Genomic DNA, 21425 nt, shown 5'->3' with positions numbered 1-21425 from the left:
AGGCGAAGGCGTATCGTACCGCCTCATGCTGGCGAGAGGACCGGAATCGTGGCCGACGACAACAAGACGCAGGAATCCTCCCACCACTCATCCCCCAAACGTCTGCCGCTGGCGGAGGAGGGGATCATGGAAACCCTGCTGCTGCCCTTCTCGCCGCGCTTCATCGTGCTGACGATCTGCGCGGTGGTCACCGCGCTCCTGATCGGCATCGGTATCGTCGACCGCAAGATCTTCGACATCCTGCTGGTGCCGATCCTGATCTTCGGCGCGCTGACGCTGCTCGGCATCCGCGATCTCCTGCAGAAGAGCCACGCGGTGCTGCGCAACTACCCGATCTCGGCGCATATCCGCTTCCTGCTTGAAGAGATCCGCCCCGAGATGCGGCAATATTTCTTCGAGAGCGAGAAGGACGGCATGCCGTTCTCGCGCGACACCCGCGCGGTGGTCTATCAGCGCGCCAAGATGGAGCTCGACAAGCGTCCTTTCGGCACCCAGGAGGACGTCTATCGCGAGGGCTACGAGTGGATGCATCACTCGGTCTCGCCGAAGGCGCATGCGACGGAGAAATTCCGCGTCGTGATCGGTGGGCCTGATTGCGCAAAGCCCTATTCGGCCTCGGTGTTCAACATCTCCGCGATGAGCTTCGGCGCGCTCAGCCCGAATGCGGTGCGGGCATTGAATGCCGGCGCCAAGAAGGGCGGCTTCGCGCACGACACCGGCGAGGGCGGCGTCAGCCCCTATCACCGCGAGATGGGCGGTGACATCATCTGGGAGATCGGCTCGGGCTATTTCGGCTGCCGTCATCTCGACGGCAGCTTCGATCCCGAAGCGTTCGCGCGCGTCGCCGGCGACGACCAGATCAAGATGGTCGAGCTCAAGATCAGCCAGGGCGCCAAGCCCGGTCATGGCGGCGTGCTGCCGGCGGCAAAGGTCTCGGAGGAGATTTCCAAGATCCGCGGCGTCGCTATGGGCGAAGACTGCATCTCGCCGGCCTCACACCGCGCCTTCTCGACGCCCGTGGGCATGATGCAGTTCATCGCCGAGATGCGCCGCCTCTCGGGCGGCAAGCCGGCCGGCTTCAAGCTGTGTATCGGCCATCCCTGGGAGTTCCTGGCGATTTGCAAGGCGATGCTTCAGACCGGCATCTATCCCGATTTCATCGTCGTCGACGGCAATGAGGGCGGCACCGGCGCGGCGCCGCTGGAGTTCATGGATCATCTGGGCATGCCGATGCGCGAGGGCGTCAATTTCGTCCACAACGCGCTGGTCGGCATCAATGCGCGCGACCGCATCAAGATCGGCGCCTCTGGCAAGATCGCGACCGCCTTCGACATGGCGCGCGCCATGGCAATCGGCGCCGATTGGTGCAATTCGGCGCGCGGCTTCATGTTCTCGCTCGGCTGCATTCAGTCGTTGAGCTGCCACACCGACCGCTGCCCGACCGGGGTGGCGACGCAGGATCCGACGCGGGCGCGCGCACTCTACGTGCCGCTCAAGATCGACCGCGTAGCCAATTATCACCATGCCACGCTGCACTCGCTGACCGAGCTGATCGCCGCGGCCGGGCTCGAACATCCGCAGCAGCTGCGGCCGATCCATTTCAGCCAACGGACGTCGACGACCCAGGTGAAGTCCTTCGCGCAGCTTTATCCGGCGCTGCGTCCGGGCGAGCTGCTCGAAGGCACGGAAGACCCGCGGTTCCGCGACGCCTGGCAGATGGCGCGCGCCGAGACGTTCCAGCCGGTTCTGTGAGATACCGGCCGCTTCTGCCGTGGGCCAGGGGCGTCAAATTGCCAAGGGCGGAGGGTGGGTTTAAAGTCTCGTTTAGCTTTGGGTGTAGATTCGCCCCATGGACGAGCGACGCGACAAAGCCCGACATCGGGTGCTGAAGGCCGGAACGATCGAGTTCGGCGGCGGTGCGATCGACTGCACCGTCCGCAATCTCTCGGATACCGGCGCCGCACTCGGCGTCACCAGCCCCGTCGGGATTCCCGATCATTTCACCCTGTTCGTCCAGGCCGACCACAGGCATCTGCCCTGCACCGTAGTCTGGCGCAAGGAAAAGCGGATCGGCGTGAGGTTCGGGTGAGCGGGCTTGGCTCGAGCTCTCACCGCATATTCAGCTGTCGTCCCGGACAAGCTCCGCTCTCGACAACGCGCAGCGTTGTCGAGAGCGGAGCGCCGATCCGGGACCCATAACGCGTGATCTCTCGTTGCGGTTGGTCGCAGTACCGAACGCCCAGTCTTCGCCAAACTGCTTACTGGGAGTATGGGTCCCGGATCGGCGCGCGCTTGGGGCGCGCTTGTCCGGGACGACGAGAGAAGTTACTCACGCCGCCGCCTGCTCGCCCAGCCGGCTTGCCAAAATCTTGTCGATCCTTCGCCCGTCGAGATCGACCACCTCGATATGCCAGCCGCCGAAATCGAAGGCGTCGCCGACATTGGGCAGCATGTTGAACTGTTGCAGCACGAGGCCTGCGACCGTGTTGTAGCGATGCGGCGGCAGCTCGATGCCGAGCAGTTCGCCGAACTCGTCGGCCGGCATCCAGCCGGAGATCAGCAGCGAGTCGTCGTCGCGCCTGATGAAGGCCGGCTCGGGCGGTCCCTCCTCGGAATGAAAGGCGCCGACGATCGACTCGAGGATGTCGGCGGCCGTCACCATGCCTTCGAAGCCGCCGTATTCGTCATAGACGAGCCCGACGTGAACCGGGGCCGCTTTCAGGATGGTCAGCACGTCGCGCGCATCTGCCGACACCGGGATGCCGGGCGCCTCGCGCACGAGCGCGCGCAGGTCCGGGTTGCGTTCGTTCATATAGGCAATCAGCAAATCCTTGGCCTGCAGCACGCCGATCGGCTTGTCGCGATCGCCGTCGGAGACGGGAAAGCGCGAATGCGGGCTCTTGGCGATGATCTCCTGGATGGCGGCGGGATCGTCGTTTAGGTCGATCTCGTCGACCTCGGTGCGCGGCGTCATGACCGCGCCGACCGGCCGGTCGCCGAGCCGCATCACGCCGGCGATCATCTCCTTCTCGCCGGGCTCGAGCACGCCCGCGCTCTCGGCCTCGCTGACGAGGTGATGGATCTCGTCCTCCGAGACCTTCTCCTCGGCCTTGCCGCCGCGGCCGAGCAGCGCGAGAATCAGCTTGCCGGAGACGTCGAGCAGAAAGACGAGCGGCAGCGATATTTTCGCAAGCGCGTGCATCGCCGGCGCGACCCGCACCGCGATGCTTTCAGGGTCGCGCAGCGCCACCTGCTTCGGAACCAGCTCGCCGACGATCAAGGTGGCGTAGGTGATCAGCGTGACCACGATGCCGACGCCGACGATGTCGGCAATGCCTGGGGACAGGCCGAGCTCGAGCAGCCATTGCGTCAGCCGCTGCCCGAGCGTCGCGCCCGAGAACGCGCCGGAGAGCACGCCGACCAGCGTGATGCCGATCTGCACTGTGGAGAGGAACTTGCCGGGATCGGCCGCCAGCGTCAGCGCCCGCTCGGCGCCGCGCACGCCCTTCGCCGCGAGCAGCGACAGCCGTGCCGGACGCGACGACACCACGGCGAGCTCGGACATGGAGAGCAGGCCGTTGACGACGATCAGGACGACGACGATGACGAGTTCGAGCGAGAGCATTTGACGTTCCGAAGGTAAGCAAGTGTGGCCGGGATGCCGCGCAAGCCATTGATATAGGTATTCAGTGCGGAAGTGCTGGCGATTCTGCTTATTCGCCGCCGAAAGGGAACCCGTGCGCGACAACGTTCCCCAGCCGTCCGGACCGGCTTGTCACCGCGGAACTACGGATCGTTGCTTAACGAGCCCTTAGTGGCCGCCGGCTAATTTTCGCGATTGCAGAAATATATTCGGGGACTTGAGGATGCGGATCGGAAAGCTCTTCGCGCTGTCGATGCTGACGGTGACGGTATTTGCACTCATTCTCGGCGCCGAGGTGCTGATACCTCAGGCTCGCATCTTCACGAACCGCTCCGACGCCATCAAAACGGTGGAGGCGTTCGGCGCGACGCTGATGGCCAACCAGCACGTCGCCAGCCTTCGCGCTCCCTATATCGGACCGATCTTCCAGGAAAGCGCCGCAACGCAGGCGCAGCTCGAAGCTGCCGCGAAGGCCGCGAAAACGGCCGAGGCGGGCTTCGAGGCCGCAAGGCGCGCCATCTCGGTGCTGGATGACGGCGGCGCGATTGCCGAGAATCTCGACCGGGCCGCGCGGCGGCTGAAGGACATCACCAATGCGGCCGATCGCGCGATGAGCGTTCCCCTGGCGGCGCGCGACAGCGCCGCGACAAAGGGCTTCCTCCCCGGCGTTGCCGCGGTCATCGGCCACATCGAACCGGTCATGAACAAGCTTGAGGCGAAGGTCATCAACGCCGATTCCTCGCTTGCGGCGCTGTTGAGCCTGGCGCGAACGGCACAGGATCTGCGCGTTTCGGCCGGCAGCCGCGCCGCCACGCTGTCGCCGGCGCTGTCCGCGCGCCGTCCACTCACCGCGGCCGAACTGTCGTTGATGGACCGCATGCAGGGACGCGTCGAGGCCGACCGCGAGCGCATCGAGGCCGGTCTCGAGCAGCTTGGACATCCCGCCCGCATCGCGGCCGCGCTGAAGGCGGCCACGGAATCCTATTTCGGAGGCCGCGGTCGCCGTGGACAAGGAGCTTCCTGCAGCTAGGGGTGACGGCAAGTACGGTGGCACCGCGGACGAGCTGGCGAAGATCATCGTGCCGGCCATTCAGATGTTCTACGGCGTGCGCGACGCGGCGCTGGCGGAAGCCGCCGAGCGCGCCACCGCCGCGCGCGACGGCGCGCTGGCGATGCTCGCGCTCGCCGGTGTCGCCGTGCTGGCCCTGCTCGGGACGCTCGGTGCCGTGACCATCATGCTGCGCAGGCGCGTGGTGGCGCCGCTCGGCCGGATCGCCGATGTGATCGCAGCGCTCGCCGCCGGGCAGCATGAGGTCGAGATTCCCGCGACGGGCCGCAGCGACGAGATCGGCCAGGTCGCCGGCTCGCTCCAGCATTTCAAGGATTCGCTGCTCGCCAAGAAGTCCGCCGACGAGGCGGCTGCGATCGAAGCGGAAGTGAAGCTGAAGCGCAGCCAACGCATGGATCAGATTGCGCGCGAGTTCGAAGCCATGATTGGCGACGTCATCAACACCGTCTCGTCGGCATCCTCGGGGCTGGAAGCCTCCGCGGGGACGCTGACGAGCACAGCCGAGCAATCGGAAAAGGTCACGGCGACCGTCGCCGCCGCCTCCGAGCAGGCTTCCACCAACGTGCAGACGGTTGCCGCCGCGGCCGAGGAGATGGCCTCGTCGGTCGACGAGATCGGCCGTCAGGTTCAGGATTCCGCGCGCATCGCCGGCGAGGCCGTGCAGCAGGCCGGGCGGACCAACGAGCATGTCGGCGAGCTCGCCAGGGCCGCAGGCCGGATCGGCGACGTCGTCGAGCTCATCAGCCAGATCGCGGGCCAGACCAACCTTCTGGCGCTCAATGCCACCATCGAGGCGGCGCGCGCCGGCGAGGCCGGTCGCGGTTTTGCCGTCGTCGCCTCCGAGGTCAAGGCGTTGGCCGAGCAGACCGCCAAGGCCACCGGCGAGATCAGTCAGCAGATTTCGGGCATCCAGGCCGCGACCGAAGACTCCGTCGGCGCCATCAAGTCGATCGGCGACACCATCGCCCGCATGTCCGAGATCGCGTCCGCAATCGCCGCGGCGGTCGAGGAGCAGGGCGCGGCGACGCGCGAGATCTCACGCAACGTGCAGCAGGCCGCGCGCGGCACCCAGCAGGTCTCCGCCAGCATCGTCGACGTGCAGCGCGGCGCGAGCCAGACCGGATCGGCCTCCACCAACGTGCTCGCATCGGCAAGGTCGCTTTCGGGCGAAAGCGGCCGCCTCAAGACCGAGGTCGGAAAATTCCTGGATGCGATCCGCGCGGCGTAGGACGTCGCGATATGAGAGTTGATCGCTGCAACGGAGGTGCGCTCCCCCTCCCGCTTGCGGGAGAGGGTCGGGGAGAGGGTGCTTCCACAATGGGACAATCTCCGAGAGGAGAAAGCCCTCTCCCGGCGCTTCGCGCCGACCTCTCCCGCAAGCGGGAGAGGTGAAACGGCCACCACCCGATTTCATCGCACCCGACCCGCGCTCAGAACTCCCCGTGCAGCCGTCCCGAAAACACCGACACCGGTCCGCGGTCGGCGTTGTAGGCGGGATTGACGATGAGCTGGTAGTCGGCGGTGAGGGTGATGTTCTTGTTCACCGCATAGGCGTAATAGGTTTCGAGGATGCGCTCCTTGCGGTAGTTCAGCGCACCGTCGCCGATGAGCACGCCCGTGCCGCCGGCGGCGAGGAAGTCGCGATAATCCTGCGAGATCGCGTTGATCGCGCCGCCGACGCCGATCACGTCGTCCGGCCGGCCCCATCTCGCGCCCTTGATCGACAAGCCCGCGGACAGGCTGCGATGGATGTCGGTGAAGGCCAGCGTTTCGAACCGGCCGTCGTTCCAGCTCCAGCGGCCGAACAGCCCGACATCGTCCGTGATCGCCTGTTCGAGGTTGAGCACATAGCCGTACTTCACGCGGCCGCGCCGGGTCTGCGCGATGTCGAGATTGAGCGCGGGATTGTCCAGCGTCTCGCGGAAGCTGCCCATGTTGGCGCTGTCGAGCCAGCCCATGGTCCTGAGCTTGCCGGGCTGGCCGAGCAGCGAGAAGCGCGTCTCGAGCTCGAGCACGTACTGGCCGCGCTCGCCGACCCTGGTGTCGAAATGATTCGAATTGGACTCGGAGACCATCAGGAAATAGCCGCCGCGCAGCGCCCAGTGCTTCTGGTTGAGCTCGGCGGTGACGCCGTAGGTGAGGCCGACCTTGTCGGCGGAATAGTCGAAGGCGCCAGGCGCCCAGAGCGACCAGTTCATGAAGTCCTTGCGGGTGTCCTTGGCATAGGCATTGCCGTCGAACACGTCGACCACGGCGAACTTGCCGGCCTGCAAGGTGAGGCGCGACACGTCGACCTTCTGTCCGAGCTGTAGCTGGCTGCTGGCAAGCTCCTCCTGCTCGCCACCAAAGCCGAAGGTCTGGCGCACGAACAGGCGCGAGGTGTTGTAGTGCGGATAGGGGAAGTTCGACTTCTGCGCCTCGCCGTTCGGGAAGCCGGCCACGCCCACGGTGTCGCTCAGTCCAAATCCCTGCAGCAATTCGGGATTGTAATAGACCTCGCCGCCGTCCCAGAGCCGCGCGTTCAGGAACAGGCTGTTGCTCCACGTCGCCTTGGCCTGCCGCGACGGCGACAGCGAGTTCGGCCCGGTGTAGAGCGCGGGAAACGAGGGATAGCCTTGCGGCAGATAGGTGCTCTGGCCGTGGATCTCCCAGCGGTCCGATTCCGTGTCGATCAGCGAGCTCTTCGGATCGTAGCTCGGCAGACCGGGCCAATCGACCTTGCGGTTGAGGCCGAGCCTAACCTGCTGGAAATCGAGCGACGAGGAGGTGTATTGCGCGCCCGTGGAGAAGGCGACGTTGGCGCCATCGAAGCGGCTGTAGAGATATTCGAGCCGCGCGCTCCAATGCGGCGCGAAGCCGTATTCGACGCCGGCGCCTGCGACCCAGCCGGGCCGCGTGTTCAGGACCTTCGGGATTTCGGCGCCGGAGGCCGGCGCGTCGAAATAGCGCTCGCCCATAAAGGCGAAGCCGCCGGTGGCGTAGACGAGCCACGGCCCGCTGGTGTAGCCGACGCGGCCGCGCAGGCTCGCAGTGTAGTCCCATTGCTGGGTGACGATGTTGGCGGGCGTTGCCAGGAACGAGACGATCGAGTTCGACGTGATGTAGTTGGGAAACGAGAAATCGCCTTCGACGCCGACCAGCCAGCCGGAGTTGAGGCGGTAATTGTACCCCGCCTGCACGCCGCCGATCATGCCGCTGAAAACGCCGCTGCCGCTGAGTGCGGTGCCGTCGTTCAGCGCAAAGTGCGACGAGCCGCGGCCATAGCCGGCATGCGCGCCGATATAGAGGCCGGTCCAGTCATAGACCGCTCTCAAGGCCGGCGCCTTCAGCGGCAGATCGGCCGCGCGGCCGGCGGTGGGAAAAGCCAGCACGCCCGTGGCAATCACCACGGCCGTGTGCAAGCACCGATGTCTGTGACCTCTCAACGCCAAAACGCACGCCCCCAAACGCTTGTGGTCCCACCCGCCGCAATATCCCTGCCGGGTCGCGGCGATTCTGTCATCAGGCCCTCGTGATTGGGGCGACCGGTCGAGATGATCTCGATTCGCCCCGACTCCGTCCCAAGTTCCTGAACCTGCGACAAACCTTATTGCGATTAATTCGCAATAGCAACTGATGCGCATCGCCGCAGAGGAGGGTTCGCACCGCTGTGTGACGCGGCTGCAACAACGCCTCGCCGCCCGTCACCTACTGTCCGAGCGGAGGCCGGCCTCTGCAGGGACTCATCGGAGGCCAAGCAAATGGGAGGAGCAAGCGGGATGCCGAAGGCCGGCGGTCGGCCGCCGGCCGGCAGAAGCACCTAGCAGCCGCGACAGATGCCCTTGATCTTCTTGTCGAGCAGCGCGTCCTCCTTGCTGGACGAATTGCTCGCCGCCGGTTTGCTCATCGCCGGACTATTGCTCGCCGGCACGATCGCGCCCCAGCGCTCCTGCCAGAGTTTCTCACCGATCGTGCAGAGAACGCGCGGCTTCTTGTCTGTAGAGGGGGCAGGCGATCGATCTGGCATGAGGCCCGCCACCTCGAGAGCCAGCTTGGTCCGGATCGCCGCCTTGAAATCTTCGCGGCTGGTGATCGGCACAACAAAGGAACCCGGGCCACCGATCACGCAATCCTCATAGTACCAATCGATATGGTCGATATGTTGAAAGTCTGTTGGAGCAGCGGGTGTCGCGTTGGTCATGACCGGCAGGCCGGTGATGACGATGCCCTGCTGCAATGCTGTGTCGCGCGCTGAGGTGACCGGATCGCCATTGCTGTTGGGACCATCGCCCGAGACGTCGATGATACGGCGCGGACCACTGTAGGGATTCTGCTCGAACAGCGACGCGGCGAACTTAATTGCACTTGAAATCGAGGTGCGCGAACCGCGGCGGATCGGTGCATTGGCGATTTCAGTTGCGACCGCCTCAGCCGTACCCGGCCCGTCGATCCGCCGCCAGGGAACGATTATTTTCTGGTCGCTGGTCGATGACCATTCGAAATAGGTCAGCGCGATCTTGCCGGCAGGACCGGCTCGCACCGCTCGGAGAAACTCCTCCGAGACAATGGCCTTGGCATAGCCGTCGCGTTGGGCTGCCAGGTCATCCGGCTCCATCGAGTAGGAAATGTCGACCGCGATCCCGAGTTCGAGGTCCACGGCGGGGCGGCTGTCGCCCTGGGCCAGTGTTTTCGGCTGTGGGGCCGGGTCGGGAAATGCTTGTGCCGATGTCAGGATCGCCGTCAGGATCGATCCAACTGAGACCCGCCAATTCACGCTCGCCCTCCAGCTACCCGTTCGCATCCTGACACGCAAAACGTGCAACCGGAAGGACCGTCTGAGTCATTGTTGGGCTGTTCTGGCAGTCCCAAAAACGAATGACCCCGCCCGGGGGGGACATCCGGGCGGGGTCGGGGCACGACACGGGGTGGATGAGGCGCCCGTGTCGGACGCAGGATCCACGTGGAGATCGGCCTCAGATACTCAGATCAGTAGCAGGTGCGGACGCGGCCGACATACTGGCCGAAGGCGTTGTACTGGGCGACCCAGCCGCAGCGGTGATAGCCGTGGTAATAGGGATCGTTGCTGGCGGCGATCGCGGAGCCGACGACGGCGGCGGTGGCGATGCCGGCACCGACACCCCAGACCCAGCCGGGCTGCTTGGCTTCGGCCGAGGTGGTGGTGGACGCGATGCTGCCGGTGACGGCGAGGGCAGCGAGAGCTGCGGCGGCAATCTTGGTCTTGATCGACATGTGAAACTCCATCCGGGGTTGAGGCGGTCCGTTGTGGCCCGCGTGCCCAGTTGGACGGAGGTTCCTCGCGCCTGGTTCGAAGACCGCAAATGTGCTCGCGAAGACTCGATCTTTCCTGAACAAATCCAGGAAGATGCGGGCTAGCCCAGGGGGCCCTTGGCAAGCCTGTTCACGTCGAAGTTATCGACTTCGCCCAACAGCTCGCAGAACGCCGTCGCGCCCTGGTCGAGTAGCTGCTCGCCCTTCTCAGGCTGCGCCAGCGTCGCGTTGCCGACGGCGCCGCTGGCGTTGAGATCCTGCGCCTGCCAGGCGAAGGGCGCCGGCCGCTGAGTCGACAGCCAGCGGTACTGCTGCTCCATCGCGATGCTGCTCGCGGGAAAATCGGCGATCGCATCCTTGCGTACCTGATCCGGATAGCGCGCCAGCATGATCGAGGTCTCGACCGCGCCGCCGTGAATGCCGTGCCGCACTTCAGCGGCCGGGAACAGTTTGTCGGCGCCTGAGAGCCGCGACCACGACGTCGTCACCACGAGCAGCTTGTGATGCGCGCGAAGGTCCTGCGCAACCAGCATCATCGCCGCGCTGTTGCCGCCATGGCTGGTGACGATGACGAGCTTCCTCACGCCGCGGCGCGCAACCTCCGCGCCGATCCCTGTCCATTTTTTCAGCGCAATTTCGGTCGGCAGCGTTTGCGTGCCCGGATAGTCGATATGCTCGGTGGAAATCCCGATCGGCTCAACGGGGAGGAAGCTGGCTGGAACGCGCTCGGGCAACAGCTGGCGCACACGTGCCAGATAAGCGTCTGCGATCAGCACGTCCGTCGTCAGCGGCAGATGCGGGCCGTGCTGCTCGGTTGCCGCCAACGGCAGCACCGCGATCCAGCGCGACACATCCACAGGGGCCGCATTGGCCCAGTTGATGTCGATCCAGTCGCGAGGTGGCGTCATCGTGGGTTTCTTTGCCCGAATTTGTCACGTAATTTGGGGTATGAGGGGACGCGGACCTCGTCGGCGCGCGTCCCCGAATGTCATGCAGTTTTATCGCGTTGCCTTCATATCGGCCAGCCAAGATCGACGGAGTGCCATCATGACCCCCTTTCATCTGCGGCGAGCGTTAATTGCGGGCCTGATGGCCGCTTGGGTCGGAAGCATCTCGGCGCGTGCCGAGACGCTCGACAAGGTCACCTTCGGCACCAACTGGGTCGCCGAGGCCGAGCATGGCGGCTTCTTCCAGGCGGTCGCCGACGGCACCTACAAGAAATACGGCCTCGACGTCACCATCGTCCCCGGCGGTCCCAACGAGAACAACCGGATGCTGCTGATCGCCGGCAAGATCGATTTCTTCATGGCCGCGAATACGCTGATGTCGTTCGACGCCGTCGCCAACAACGTCCCCGTCGTCACCATCGCCGCGGTGTTCCAGAAGGATCCGCAGGTGATGCTGACGCAGCCCGACGCCAAGGTCACCAAGATCGAGGACCTCAAGCCGCTGACGCTGTTCGTCTCCAAGGAAGGCATGACCAGCTATTTCCAATGGCTGAAATCCGAATATGGCTTCAGCGAGAAGAACGTCCGCCCCTACAATTTCAATCCGCAGCCCTTCATCGCCAATCCCAAGAGCGCCATGCAGGGTTACGTCACCTCCGAGCCCTTCGCGGTCGAGAAGGCCGCCGGCTTCAAGCCCAATGTGCTGCTGCTTGCCGATTACGGCTTCAACACCTATTCGACGCTGATCGAGACCCGCCGCGAGATCGTCGAGAAGAAGCCTGACCTGGTCCAGCGCTTCGTCGATGCCTCCATGATCGGCTGGTACAATTACATCTACCGCGACAATTCCGCCGGCAATGCCCTGATCAAGCAGCTGAACCCGGAGATGACCGACGATCTCCTGGCCTATTCCGTCGCCAAGATGAAGGAGCACGGCATCGTCGATTCCGGCGACAGCTTGAAGAACGGCATCGGTGCGATGAGCGACGAGCGCTATGCCTCCTTCTTCAACAAGATGGTCAAGGCCGGCGTCGTGAAGGCGGATCTCGACTATCGCAAGTCCTACACGCTGCGCTTCGTCAACAAGGGCGTCGGGGTCGAGCTGCGCCCGAACAAGCCGTAACGCATGCTGAGATCGGGCACGCCGGTGCGACTGGGGCTCACCTCTCCCGAAGGGAGAGGTCGCATCGCATCACAAGATGCGATGCGGGTGAGGGGTTACGCTCTCTCGTGGGACCTGAGGCCCCTCACCCGCGCCTTCGGCGCGACCTCTCCCCGTTGGGGAGAGGTGAAGGGGGCCCGAAACACAGCAGCCCGCTCTCAATGGTAGAGCGCAATCCGTCGCCCGCCGTCGAGGCCAGCCTGACGGCTCTCGCCGTCAGCCTGCGCGGCGTGACGAAGGTTTACGACAACGGCGTGATGGCGCTCGGCCCGTTCGACCTTGCCGTCCGCAAGGGCGAGTTCATCTCGCTGCTGGGCCCGTCCGGCTGCGGCAAGTCGACGGTGTTGCGGCTGATCGCCGAGCTCAGCGCGCCGTCATCGGGCACGGTGCGGGTGGCACGGCACGAGGGCGTGCCACAGCCCGGCCACGGCATCGGCTTCGTGTTCCAGGAGCCGACCCTGATGCCCTGGGCCAACGTCCGTGAGAACGTGCGGCTGCCGCTAAAGCTCGGCGGCGTGCCGAAGGCGGAGGGGCGCGCGCGTGCCGATGCGGCTTTGGCCAGCGTCGGCCTTGCCGATTTCGCGGATAGCTTTCCGCGCGAGCTCTCCGGCGGCATGAAGATGCGGGTGTCGCTGGCGCGTGCGCTCGTCACCGATCCGGATATCCTCCTGATGGACGAGCCGTTCGCCGCGCTCGACGAGATCACGCGCTTCCGCCTCAACAACGATCTGCTCGCGCTGTGGCGGTCCCTGCGCAAGACCGTCATCTTCGTCACCCATTCGGTGTTCGAATCGGTCTATCTGTCGCAGCGCGTCGTGGTCATGACGGCGCGCCCCGGCCGCATCCAGGCCGACATCCGTATCGAGACGGTCGAGCCGCGCGGTGAGGAGTTTCGCACCTCGGCGGCCTATTCCGATTATTGCCGACGCGTGTCCGCCGCGCTGGCGCCGTCCTATTCGGAGCAATCGACGCTATGAGCGCGCAAGCTCCTGTGCCCGCAAAATCGTCCCATGCGCAACGCGCGCTGCGCTTGGTGCTGCCCGTCATCGTCTTCGCGGCCGGCCTCCTTGCCTGGGAACTCGTGGTCCGCATCCGGGAGATCCCGCCCTACGTGCTGCCGGCGCCCTCAATCATCGTGCTGACACTGATCAAGGACTGGGCGGTGCTGTCACAATCGCTGGCGACCACGCTTGCAACCACGCTCGAAGGCTTTGTCGCCGCCAGCATCGGCGGCATCGCGCTGGCGCTGCTGTTCAATCAGTCGAAATGGGTGGAATATTCGCTGTTCCCCTATGCCATCGTGCTCCAGGTGACGCCTGTCATCGCGATCGCGCCGCTCCTGCTGATCTATCTGGAGCAGCAGACCGCGGTCGTCGTCTGCGCCTTCATCGTCGCATTCTTCCCGGTGCTGTCGAACACCACGCTCGGGCTGAACTCGGTGGACCGCAATCTCGCCGGCCTGTTCCAGCTCTATGGCGCATCGAAGCCGCAGACCCTGCGCTTTCTCAAGCTGCCGGCGGCGCTGCCCTACATTCTCGGCGGCCTGCGCATCGCCGGCGGACTGTCGCTGATCGGCGCGGTCGTGGCCGAGATCGCGGCCGGAACGGCCGGCGCCGGCTCCGGGCTCGCCTACAGGATCGCCGAGTCAGGCTATCGCTTGAACATACCCCGCATGTTCGCCGCGCTGCTTCTGTTGTCGCTGGCCGGGATTGTCATCTATGGGGTGCTGGCGCTAGTTTCCCACCTCGTTTTACGGCGCTGGCATGAGAGCGCGCTTGGAAAGGAAAACTGATGGCTGCCGGTTCGATTTCGTCCGAAAAGATCGACCTTCTGATCTATGGGCCGGTGCGGCCGATCCTCGAGAACGGCTTTTCCGATCATTTCGTCGTGCACAAGGCGGAGACGCGCGGCGATCTCGAGCGGCTGACGCCCGCGGTCCGCGACAGGATCCGCGGCGTCGCGGTGACCTACCACACCGTGCGCGCGGACAAGGACTCGCTGTCGCAGCTGCCCAACATCGAGATGGTGGCAAGCTTCGGCGTCGGCTACGACCACATCGATGCCAAATATGCGGCCGAGCACAACATCGTCGTCACCAACACGCCGGACGTCTTGACCGAGGAGGTCGCCGACGTCGCGATGGGCCTTCTGATCGCGACGTTGCGCGAGTTCATCAAGGCCGACCGCTATGTGCGGTCCGGGCTCTGGCAGACCCAGAACTATCCGCTCAGCGTCGGCTCGCTGCGCGACCGCAAGGTCGGCATCGTCGGCATGGGCCGGATCGGCCAGGCCATCGCGCGCCGGCTCGATGCCTCGCTGGTGCCGGTGGTCTACCACTCGCGCAACCCCTCCAAGGACGTTGCCTACAAGCACTACCCTGACCTGATCGAGATGGCGAAAGCCGTCGACACGCTTGTTGTGATCGTGCCCGGCGGCGCCTCGACCAGCAAGATGATCAATGCCGAGGTGCTCAAGGCGCTCGGTCCGCGCGGCGTGCTGGTCAACGTCGCCCGCGGCTCGGTGGTCGACGAGCCCGCGCTGATCGAGGCGCTGAAGTCGGGCACCATTCTCGCCGCCGGCCTCGACGTGTTCGCGGCCGAGCCGAACGTGCCCGACGAGCTCAAGTCCATGCAGAACGTGGTGCTGCTGCCGCATATCGGCTCCGCCTCAGTGGTGACGCGCAACGCCATGGACCAACTCGTAGTCGACAATCTCAAGGCCTGGTTCGCCGGCAAGGCGCCGCTGACCCCGGTTGCGGAAACGCCGGTCAAGGGGCGCTGATGATCTCTCTTCGCCTCGTCGCATTCGCCGTCGCGGCTTATCTAGCCTCGGTCGGCATCGCGCATGCGCAGGATGCGACGAGCCTGAAGAAGCAGATGCCCGGACAGTGGGAGCTCTCGACCACCGAGCGCAGCAAGACCTGCGTCGTCACGCTCAAGGGTGACGCCGCTGGCCAGGGTTTCAAGCTGGAGCTGGAGCCGGCCTGCAAGACCGCGCTGCCCTTCACCAAGGACATCGTAGCCTGGAGCGTGAGGGGCCTCGACATCGTGCGCCTGCAGGATGCGACCGGCGAAGCCGTGATCGATTTCACCGAGGTCGAGGCCGGCATCTTCGAGGGCCTGCGCCAGGGCGAGGGCGTCTACATTCTGCAGGATCTCGCCGCCGCGCGTTCGATGGCGAAGTCGATGGACCAGATGATCGGCGACTGGTCCATGGTGCGCCGCAACGGCCAGCCGGTGTGCGGGCTGACGCTGACCAACACCGAAGCGGGCCCGGACAATTTCCAGGTCTTCCTGAAGCCGAGATGCGACGCCGCGATCGCGCAGTTCAACCCGACGCAATGGCGGCTCGAGCGCGGCCAGATCATCCTGATGTCGAAATCAGGCGACGCCTGGCAGTTCGAGGCCGACGACAACGCCCAGTGGCGCCGCGTCCCCGACACCGCCGATCCCCTGATCATGCTGCGCCAGTAGGCGAGGGCGAGCGCCGGGTGAGGGCTTTCTCCTCTCGCGGGTTCTCGATTGTGGGGATACCCTCTCCCCAACCCTCACCCGCAAGTGGGCAGGGAGCGCACCTATTCCTGGAGAAGCATCCCGAGCCCGATCTCCTTACGTCGTCACCTTCGGCCGCGGCGCGGTGCCTTGCGCCCATTTTTCCATCTTGCCGAGCACACCCCAGGCGGCGAGCGCGAGCGAGATCGGCATCGCGAACTGGCCAAGGCCGGGCACTGCCGACACGATCGTTCCGAGCAGCCCGGCAAGGCCGCCCGCATTCGGGCTTGCCGTCACCGACGATAGCAGCGCGGTGATCAGCGAGCCGCCGAGGCCGAGCGCGGTCTTCTTGCCGTCGAGCAGCTTGCCGATCGTCTCGCCGAGTGCGCCGTTGACCTGGCCGAGCATCGGCTTGCCGCCGCCGTTGTCGAGCAGGGTGCTGAGCAAATCGACGACCTGCTTCAGCTGATCGACGGGGGCGGGGTTCATCGGGGCAACGGGTCCCGGCATCGGCGCCGTCTTGTTGATCAGGGAGAACAGCCGTTCGAACAGGCTGACGGGATCGTTGGTGGCGGGCAATGTGTTGCCCGGCACGATCGCCGGCAGCGTCCCGCCGCTTGCGGGCGGTCGCAGCACTTGTGTGAGGTCTTCCAACCGCTTAAGGATCTGCGAGAGATCGCTTGTCTGTCCGGCCGGGCCCGGCTGCTGCATCGCGCGCGTGATGGCGGCGACTGTCGCGGCGTCGAGCAATCCTGTGTCCCTCAGGCCGTTCTGCTGCTGAAACAGCGAGACGGCGGCCCTGGTCTTCGGCCCGCAGATGCCGTCCTCGACCAGCGGCGGATTGGCGCCGAGTTTGTTCAGCGCCTGCTGCATCAGAACGACCGTCGAGGCCACATCGTCCTCGGGCTCGGTGCGACCGGCGAATTGCGGGCCGTCGTCGAGCGTGATCGACGAATCCAGCGCCATCATCGCACGCAGGATCACCGCCGTGCCGAGCTGGCCATCGACATGACCGGGATCGAACACATGGTCGCGGACGAATTTTCCGGCTCGTGCTTCCGGTGGGCCGTACAGGGTCGAGCCGCCGTAGAGATAGGGCGAATTGACGCCCTTGGAATGATAGCCGAAGCCGTTGAACGCCTCGAGGCGGAAGAGCATCCGCGCGATGCCCCAATCGCGGGCGCCGATGAAGTTCTCGATTCTGAACGCGTCCACGGCGCCATCCACGAAGGTGGCGAACGGACCACGCCCTTTCGGAACGATCGTCGTCGTGCGATGAAGCGACTCGCCGTTGCCCAGATAGGTGTCGAAATCGAAATTGGATTCCCGGTAGTGGCAGAGCGCGGTAAAGTACCAGGGAACGCCGGTCAGCCGCTCGATCTGCTGATACGTCGCCTTGCTGTTGAGCGCCTTGCGGGCGATGGCATTCGCCTCGGCAAGGCGCCCGGGCCGGATTTCGAGACCGGCCCAATTCCGCTCGTATTCGTTCTTGAAACTCTCGAATGAGATCATCTTCCGCTCCCGCAAATTGATTGAATGATCGACTTGCCGTGCAAACCAAAGTTAGTCAGGCGTCGTGATCGGTGCCCGAGACCAGCGTGATCTGCCGAAAGTCTGGCAGCTCACCGGCCCGGCGCATGTGAAATGGCTTACAGCTTGGGCGGGAAATCATCGGTAGAACCAGGGCGAGGCGGCCACCGCTCAGGGAACCGGCACGGCCATCTTTCCGTTAGCGAGGCGAGACGGTCCGGCAAGGAGTGTCCTGCATGGCCAAGCGCGTCCTCGCGATCGGCATCGAACCCGGCAATGCCAACTACAACACATTCCCGCAGCTGACGCCGGAGCTCCTGCGCGACTATATCGAGGCGCAGCTGTTGCGCCTGCGCGATCTCGGCTTCGAGGTCACGAGCTGCCTGATCGATCTCGATGCCACAGCCGAAGCCGGTGTGGTGGCCGCGCTGCGCGATGAGCGCTTCGACTGCATCGTGATCGGCGCCGGCCTGCGCGAGCCCAGGGAGCGTCTGCTGCTGTTCGAGAAGGTGCTCAACCTCGTCCACCGTTTGGCGCCGGACGCCGCGATCTGCTTCAACACCACGCCTGCTGACACCGCCGAGGCGGTGCAGCGCTGGGTGGAGCCCTGATGGGACGGACCCGGACCGGCCAAGAATCGCTGATTTTGGAATCCGTCGGATTTCGAACTTTTTCTCCGTCTCGAGCGACCAAGACGGAATGGTTCAGACTCGATCGGGCTTTGACATGAAATTCGTTGGCCTGGCCTTTTTGGGCCTTCTGCTTTTCGCAACGCCCGCCGGCGCGAATGACACCCGCACCTTCAATGCGATGGTCGCGCTGGCCAATCGCGGAGATGCGGAGGCGCAATATCATGTCGGCATGATGCACAATAACGGCATCGGCACGCAGCAGGATCGCAGCCAGGCATTCGAGTGGTTTCAAAAATCGGCTGCGGCCAACGATCCGCTCGGAGCCTACAAGCTCGGCTGTTATTATGACGGGCAAGGCGTGGGCGTCGTCGCAACCGATCCAGATCAGGCATTGAAGTACAAGCTTGTGGCCGCCAAGGCCGGTTACGCGCGTGCCCAGCACGATGTCGCGCTCATGTATGACCGGCAAGGAAATTCGGAAGAAGCGCTGAAATGGTGGAAGATGGCGGGCGACCAGGGCCTTCCCAGCGCCCTCTTCAGCCTGTCCCGGGCATATTCCGCAGGAAAGGGCACGCCGAGGGATCTCTCCCTGTCGTATGCCTATTTCAAGCTCTCGAAGGTGGCGCCGGCCAAGAATGTCAACGAGATGGCTTCCCTGTTGTCGAAGCCGGAGCTCGAGAAGGCCGAGAAACTGGTTGCCGAATGGAAGCCGAAGCCGACCGCTCTGACGCTCAAGGCATTCGCCGGCATCACAGCCGCGGAAGACCACTTGAGAGCCGCCAAAAACCAGGCGTTCTGATTTGGCCTAGATCAACCGCAGCCCGCGCAGGCTCGCATGCCCGCTCTTGCCGACGATAATGTGGTCGTGCACGGCAATCCCCAGCGGCTTTGCGATATCGATGATCGCCTTGGTCATCTGGATGTCGGCCTGCGAGGGCGAGGGATCGCCGCTAGGATGGTTGTGCACCAGGATCAGAGCGGTCGCCGATAATTCCAGCGCGCGCTTGATCACCTCGCGCGGATAGACCGGAGTGTGGTCGACCGTGCCGGTCTGCTGCACCTCGTCGGCGATCAGCTGGTTGCGCTTGTCCAGGAACAGCAGGCGGAATTGCTCCTTGTCGGCAAACGCCATGCTGGTGCGGCAATAAGCGATCACCTCGTTCCAGGATGACAGCGCATTGCGGCTGTTGACCTCGCCCTTTGCGACGCGATGCGCCGCCGCGGCGATCAGCTTGAGCTGGTTGACCGCGGACTCGCCGACCCCGTCGACCTCGCGCAGGCGCGCCACCGGCGCATGCACGACCTCGGCGAACGAGCCGAAGGTCTTGATCAGCGTCTTGGCGAGCGGCTTGGTGTCACGCCGTGGGAGCGCCGGAAACAGCGCCATCTCGAGCAGCTCGTAATCGCTCAGCGCATCCGCGCCCGCGCTGTAGAAGCGCTCGCGCAGCCGCTCACGGTGGCCGTGATAATGCGGCGTATCCTCAGGCTTGCTCTTGTCGTGGTCCGGCTTGGCGGGCATCAAGCGCCAGCATCGCCGGAGGTTAATGTTTTTGCAACTGCCAATTGCGGCGTACGAGGCGACCGTCGCCAGATGTCGGAGCGGCACCTTGCCATCGTTGCCAAAAGCCGGTTCGTGATAACATGCCCATTGCCGGTCGTAAGGCCTTGCGGTGGCGCCGAAACGGAAAAGCCGTCGATGGAAGTCAGACGAAAGATCCCCCATGCAGCGCTTCGCAGCGTCGTTCGCTCGTTCGAGGAACGGTACGGAGTGTTGGGCTCCGACGAGCTGACATGGCCGCTGACGGCACGGCCTCATCAGATCATAGATATCTATCTGGGTGATCCCTTCCGTCTTCGGATCGATGGAGGCCCTCTGCAGGCGGCCCCCGAAACGGTCGTGGTCGGTCCGCAAGGGTCGCGGCGCATCCAGCTCTACGCATCAGGCGAGGTCCATATCTTCAACATTCTGTTGCAGCCGGCTGCGCTCAACCGTCTCGTCGGCGTCGATATGACGTCCCTCGTCAATGAAGGCATTCCGGCCCGCGACGTGCTAGGCAAGCGCGCGGTGTTGCTGAGTGACGCGGTACGTCTGGCTACGGACTTTGACTCGCGGGTCGCAGCAGCGGAACGGTGGTTCGCGATGATGCAGGATGACAGTCCTGCTCAGGATGGAATCGATCTTACCTCTCGTGTGCTCCTGGAAACGCGCGGTCGCGTCCGCATCGACCATCTTGTGAAGCAATCGGGTTTGAGTGCTCGCCAATTCCAGCGGCGGTTCACCACCCAAGTGGGTCTTTCTCCCAAGCTCTACGCGCGCACGGTCAGGTTTGACGCAACCTTGACGGCCCATCGCAACGAACCGGCGAAACCGTGGACCGGCATCATTCACGAAGCCGGATATTTCGACCAGGCACATTTCATCCGGGAATGCCATGCGTTGGTCGGCGTCGGGCCAAGTCATTTTGTCGGCGACTGGGACAACATTTTTTCTCCGGATGGCTGAAATATACAAGCGCGTCGATCGAAGGCGGCTATTTGCTATGGCGTGAAAAGATGCAGCCGGTCTGCGCCTGCATTTTGAGCGGGTCGAAGTGCACGACCGATGTGATCGGGCAAAGGAGCTGTTTCAATGGTGGCAAGTGGCGGCATGACAACGCTGCGATACATGCTGGCATGTATCGCGGCGATTTCGGCACTGGTCTTTTCAAGGTCGGGTACGGCATCTGCGGAAGACAAACCACCGCTGTCAAAGGACATCGTCGTGACGCTGCTCGGGACGGGTGCGCCGCTGCCGAGTCCCGCGCGTTTCGGGCCAGCAACGTTGGTCCAAGCCGGCGGACTGAATCTGCTCTTCGACGCCGGGCGGGGCGTTACGGTACGTCTGTTTCAACTCGGCACGTCCTCCGGCAGCGGTATCGATGCCGTCTTCCTGACTCATTATCACTCGGACCATGTCGCTGGATTGCCCGATCTGTGGATGACGGGATACATGTTTGGGCCCTTCGGATCTCGTGCCAAAGCCATGCGGCTGTGGGGGCCATCGGACGGAACGAGTGCGCCGAGTGGCGTCGCGAAGATTGCCAAAGGCCTTGCCGAGGCGTTCTCCGACGACGTGCGAATCCGTCAGTTGGACGAACATGTCTCTGCGGCTGCCACCCAGATCGAGGTGCGCGACTTTCACGGCGACCAAGTCGTGTTCGATGAAGCCGGTGTCAAGGTCACGGCGTTTGCGGTCAACCACGGCGACCTGATCAAGCCATCCGTGGGCTATCGGATCGACTATGGGGCAAGGTCCGTCACGATCTCAGGTGACACGAAGTTCGATGAAAACCTGATCAAGCATGCGGCGGGAACGGATCTTTTGATCCATGAGGTTTTCGCGATGTCGGAGCAAATGGCAAAACTGCCGCAACTCAGGCCCATCGCGGCTCATCACACCTCGCCTGAGGAGGCCGGGACGGTTTTTTCCCGGGTAAAGCCGAAGCTCGCAGCCTATTCGCACATCGTCCTTCTGGGCACTGACGTGCGTGAACTCTCGACACGGACGCAAAGCACCTATCTGGGGCCGCTGGAGATCGGAGAAGACCTCATGCGTTTCACGATCGGCGATCGCGTCGTTACAAAGAGATGGAACGCTGAGCTTCGAAAGTATCCGGATTAGATCATCGTCGCTTCGGATCAGC

At 64.3% G+C, this 21425-nt stretch carries 18 protein-coding genes and 1 pseudogene; 12 read left to right on the top strand and 7 right to left on the bottom strand.

The genetic code is table 11. The features are described from left to right. The first annotated feature begins 48 nt into the window (after positions 1-48). Together HZZ16_RS19675 and HZZ16_RS19670 are read left to right on the top strand one after the other, a co-directional pair. The gene (locus HZZ16_RS19675; RefSeq protein ID WP_197950734.1) at positions 49-1752 is read left to right on the top strand and encodes an FMN-binding glutamate synthase family protein; all 1704 of its coding nucleotides are present in this window, start codon (positions 49-51) and stop codon (positions 1750-1752) included. 97 nt (positions 1753-1849) lie between these two features. Continuing rightward, positions 1850-2089 carry a PilZ domain-containing protein gene (locus tag HZZ16_RS19670; protein ID WP_197950732.1) on the top strand — a complete coding sequence of 80 codons (240 nt, stop codon included), beginning with the start codon at positions 1850-1852 and terminating at the stop codon, positions 2087-2089. A 240-nt stretch (positions 2090-2329) separates the two neighbouring features. On the opposite strand, the gene HZZ16_RS19665 is transcribed toward HZZ16_RS19670, so the two are convergent. Then, positions 2330-3625: a hemolysin family protein gene (locus HZZ16_RS19665; RefSeq protein ID WP_197950730.1), complete on the bottom strand. Its 1296-nt coding sequence runs from the start codon at positions 3623-3625 to the stop codon at positions 2330-2332. Positions 3626-3866: 241 nt separating this feature from the next. On the opposite strand from HZZ16_RS19665, the pseudogene HZZ16_RS19660 reads away from it, so the two are divergent. After that, positions 3867-5940, top strand: a pseudogene (locus HZZ16_RS19660) (methyl-accepting chemotaxis protein). A gap of 202 nt (positions 5941-6142) precedes the next feature. On the opposite strand, the gene HZZ16_RS19655 reads toward HZZ16_RS19660, so the two are convergent. The 4 genes from HZZ16_RS19655 to HZZ16_RS19640 all read right to left on the bottom strand — a co-directional run bounded on the left by HZZ16_RS19655 (position 6143) and on the right by HZZ16_RS19640 (position 10888). After that, positions 6143-8113, bottom strand: a complete 1971-nt coding sequence (locus HZZ16_RS19655; protein ID WP_197950728.1) for a carbohydrate porin — start codon at positions 8111-8113, stop codon at positions 6143-6145. Between the two features lie 398 nt (positions 8114-8511). Next, complete coding sequence (locus tag HZZ16_RS19650) at positions 8512-9465, bottom strand: DUF1194 domain-containing protein (protein ID WP_311974216.1); 954 nt, start codon at positions 9463-9465, stop codon at positions 8512-8514. A gap of 212 nt (positions 9466-9677) precedes the next feature. Continuing rightward, the gene (locus HZZ16_RS19645) at positions 9678-9941 is read right to left on the bottom strand and encodes a hypothetical protein (RefSeq protein WP_036045494.1); all 264 of its coding nucleotides are present in this window, start codon (positions 9939-9941) and stop codon (positions 9678-9680) included. A 140-nt stretch (positions 9942-10081) separates the two neighbouring features. After that, entirely contained in the window at positions 10082-10888 is an 807-nt protein-coding gene (locus HZZ16_RS19640; protein ID WP_197950725.1) for a creatininase family protein, read from the bottom strand. Positions 10889-11027: 139 nt separating this feature from the next. Between HZZ16_RS19640 and HZZ16_RS19635 the strand changes: the two genes are divergently transcribed. From HZZ16_RS19635 to HZZ16_RS19615, 5 genes are all read left to right on the top strand, one after another. Then, positions 11028-12050 (top strand): ABC transporter substrate-binding protein, encoded by a 1023-nt coding sequence (locus HZZ16_RS19635; protein ID WP_197950723.1) that lies wholly within the window; start codon positions 11028-11030, stop codon positions 12048-12050. 200 nt (positions 12051-12250) lie between these two features. Next, positions 12251-13066, top strand: coding sequence for an ABC transporter ATP-binding protein (locus HZZ16_RS19630; RefSeq protein ID WP_197950721.1), 816 nt, complete (start codon positions 12251-12253; stop codon positions 13064-13066). Continuing rightward, positions 13063-13881: an ABC transporter permease gene (locus HZZ16_RS19625; RefSeq protein WP_197950720.1), complete on the top strand. Its 819-nt coding sequence runs from the start codon at positions 13063-13065 to the stop codon at positions 13879-13881. Before HZZ16_RS19630 ends, HZZ16_RS19625 begins: the two co-directional genes overlap by 4 nt. Beyond that, complete coding sequence (locus HZZ16_RS19620; RefSeq protein ID WP_197950719.1) at positions 13881-14870, top strand: 2-hydroxyacid dehydrogenase; 990 nt, start codon at positions 13881-13883, stop codon at positions 14868-14870. The genes HZZ16_RS19625 and HZZ16_RS19620 overlap by 1 nt, the downstream gene beginning before the upstream one ends. Next, positions 14870-15562, top strand: a complete 693-nt coding sequence (locus tag HZZ16_RS19615; protein WP_197950718.1) for an AprI/Inh family metalloprotease inhibitor — start codon at positions 14870-14872, stop codon at positions 15560-15562. Before HZZ16_RS19620 ends, HZZ16_RS19615 begins: the two co-directional genes overlap by 1 nt. A 135-nt stretch (positions 15563-15697) precedes the next feature. Here the strand turns inward: HZZ16_RS19615 and HZZ16_RS19610 are convergent, their stop codons facing one another. Continuing rightward, the gene (locus HZZ16_RS19610; protein ID WP_197950717.1) at positions 15698-17092 is read right to left on the bottom strand and encodes a peptidoglycan-binding protein; all 1395 of its coding nucleotides are present in this window, start codon (positions 17090-17092) and stop codon (positions 15698-15700) included. 254 nt (positions 17093-17346) lie between these two features. Between HZZ16_RS19610 and HZZ16_RS19605 the strand changes: the two genes are divergently transcribed. Then, positions 17347-17721: a hypothetical protein gene (locus HZZ16_RS19605; protein ID WP_197950716.1), complete on the top strand. Its 375-nt coding sequence runs from the start codon at positions 17347-17349 to the stop codon at positions 17719-17721. A gap of 199 nt (positions 17722-17920) precedes the next feature. Further along, the gene (locus HZZ16_RS19600; RefSeq protein ID WP_197950715.1) at positions 17921-18541 is read left to right on the top strand and encodes a tetratricopeptide repeat protein; all 621 of its coding nucleotides are present in this window, start codon (positions 17921-17923) and stop codon (positions 18539-18541) included. Between the two features lie 6 nt (positions 18542-18547). Here the strand turns inward: HZZ16_RS19600 and radC are convergent, their stop codons facing one another. Beyond that, positions 18548-19261: a RadC family protein gene (gene radC / locus HZZ16_RS19595; RefSeq protein WP_197950714.1), complete on the bottom strand. Its 714-nt coding sequence runs from the start codon at positions 19259-19261 to the stop codon at positions 18548-18550. A 177-nt stretch (positions 19262-19438) separates the two neighbouring features. On the opposite strand from radC, the gene HZZ16_RS19590 reads away from it, so the two are divergent. Then, entirely contained in the window at positions 19439-20245 is an 807-nt protein-coding gene (locus HZZ16_RS19590) for an AraC family transcriptional regulator (protein WP_197950713.1), read from the top strand. Positions 20246-20371: 126 nt separating this feature from the next. Then, positions 20372-21403 (top strand): MBL fold metallo-hydrolase, encoded by a 1032-nt coding sequence (locus tag HZZ16_RS19585; RefSeq protein ID WP_246510225.1) that lies wholly within the window; start codon positions 20372-20374, stop codon positions 21401-21403. The last annotated feature ends 22 nt before the right edge of the window (positions 21404-21425 follow it).

The organism is Bradyrhizobium glycinis (assembly GCF_016031655.1).
Lineage (GTDB): Bacteria > Pseudomonadota > Alphaproteobacteria > Rhizobiales > Xanthobacteraceae > Bradyrhizobium > Bradyrhizobium glycinis.
The sequence above is the reverse complement of the archived record's forward strand: the minus strand, read 5'-3'. Positions and strand labels throughout refer to the sequence as shown.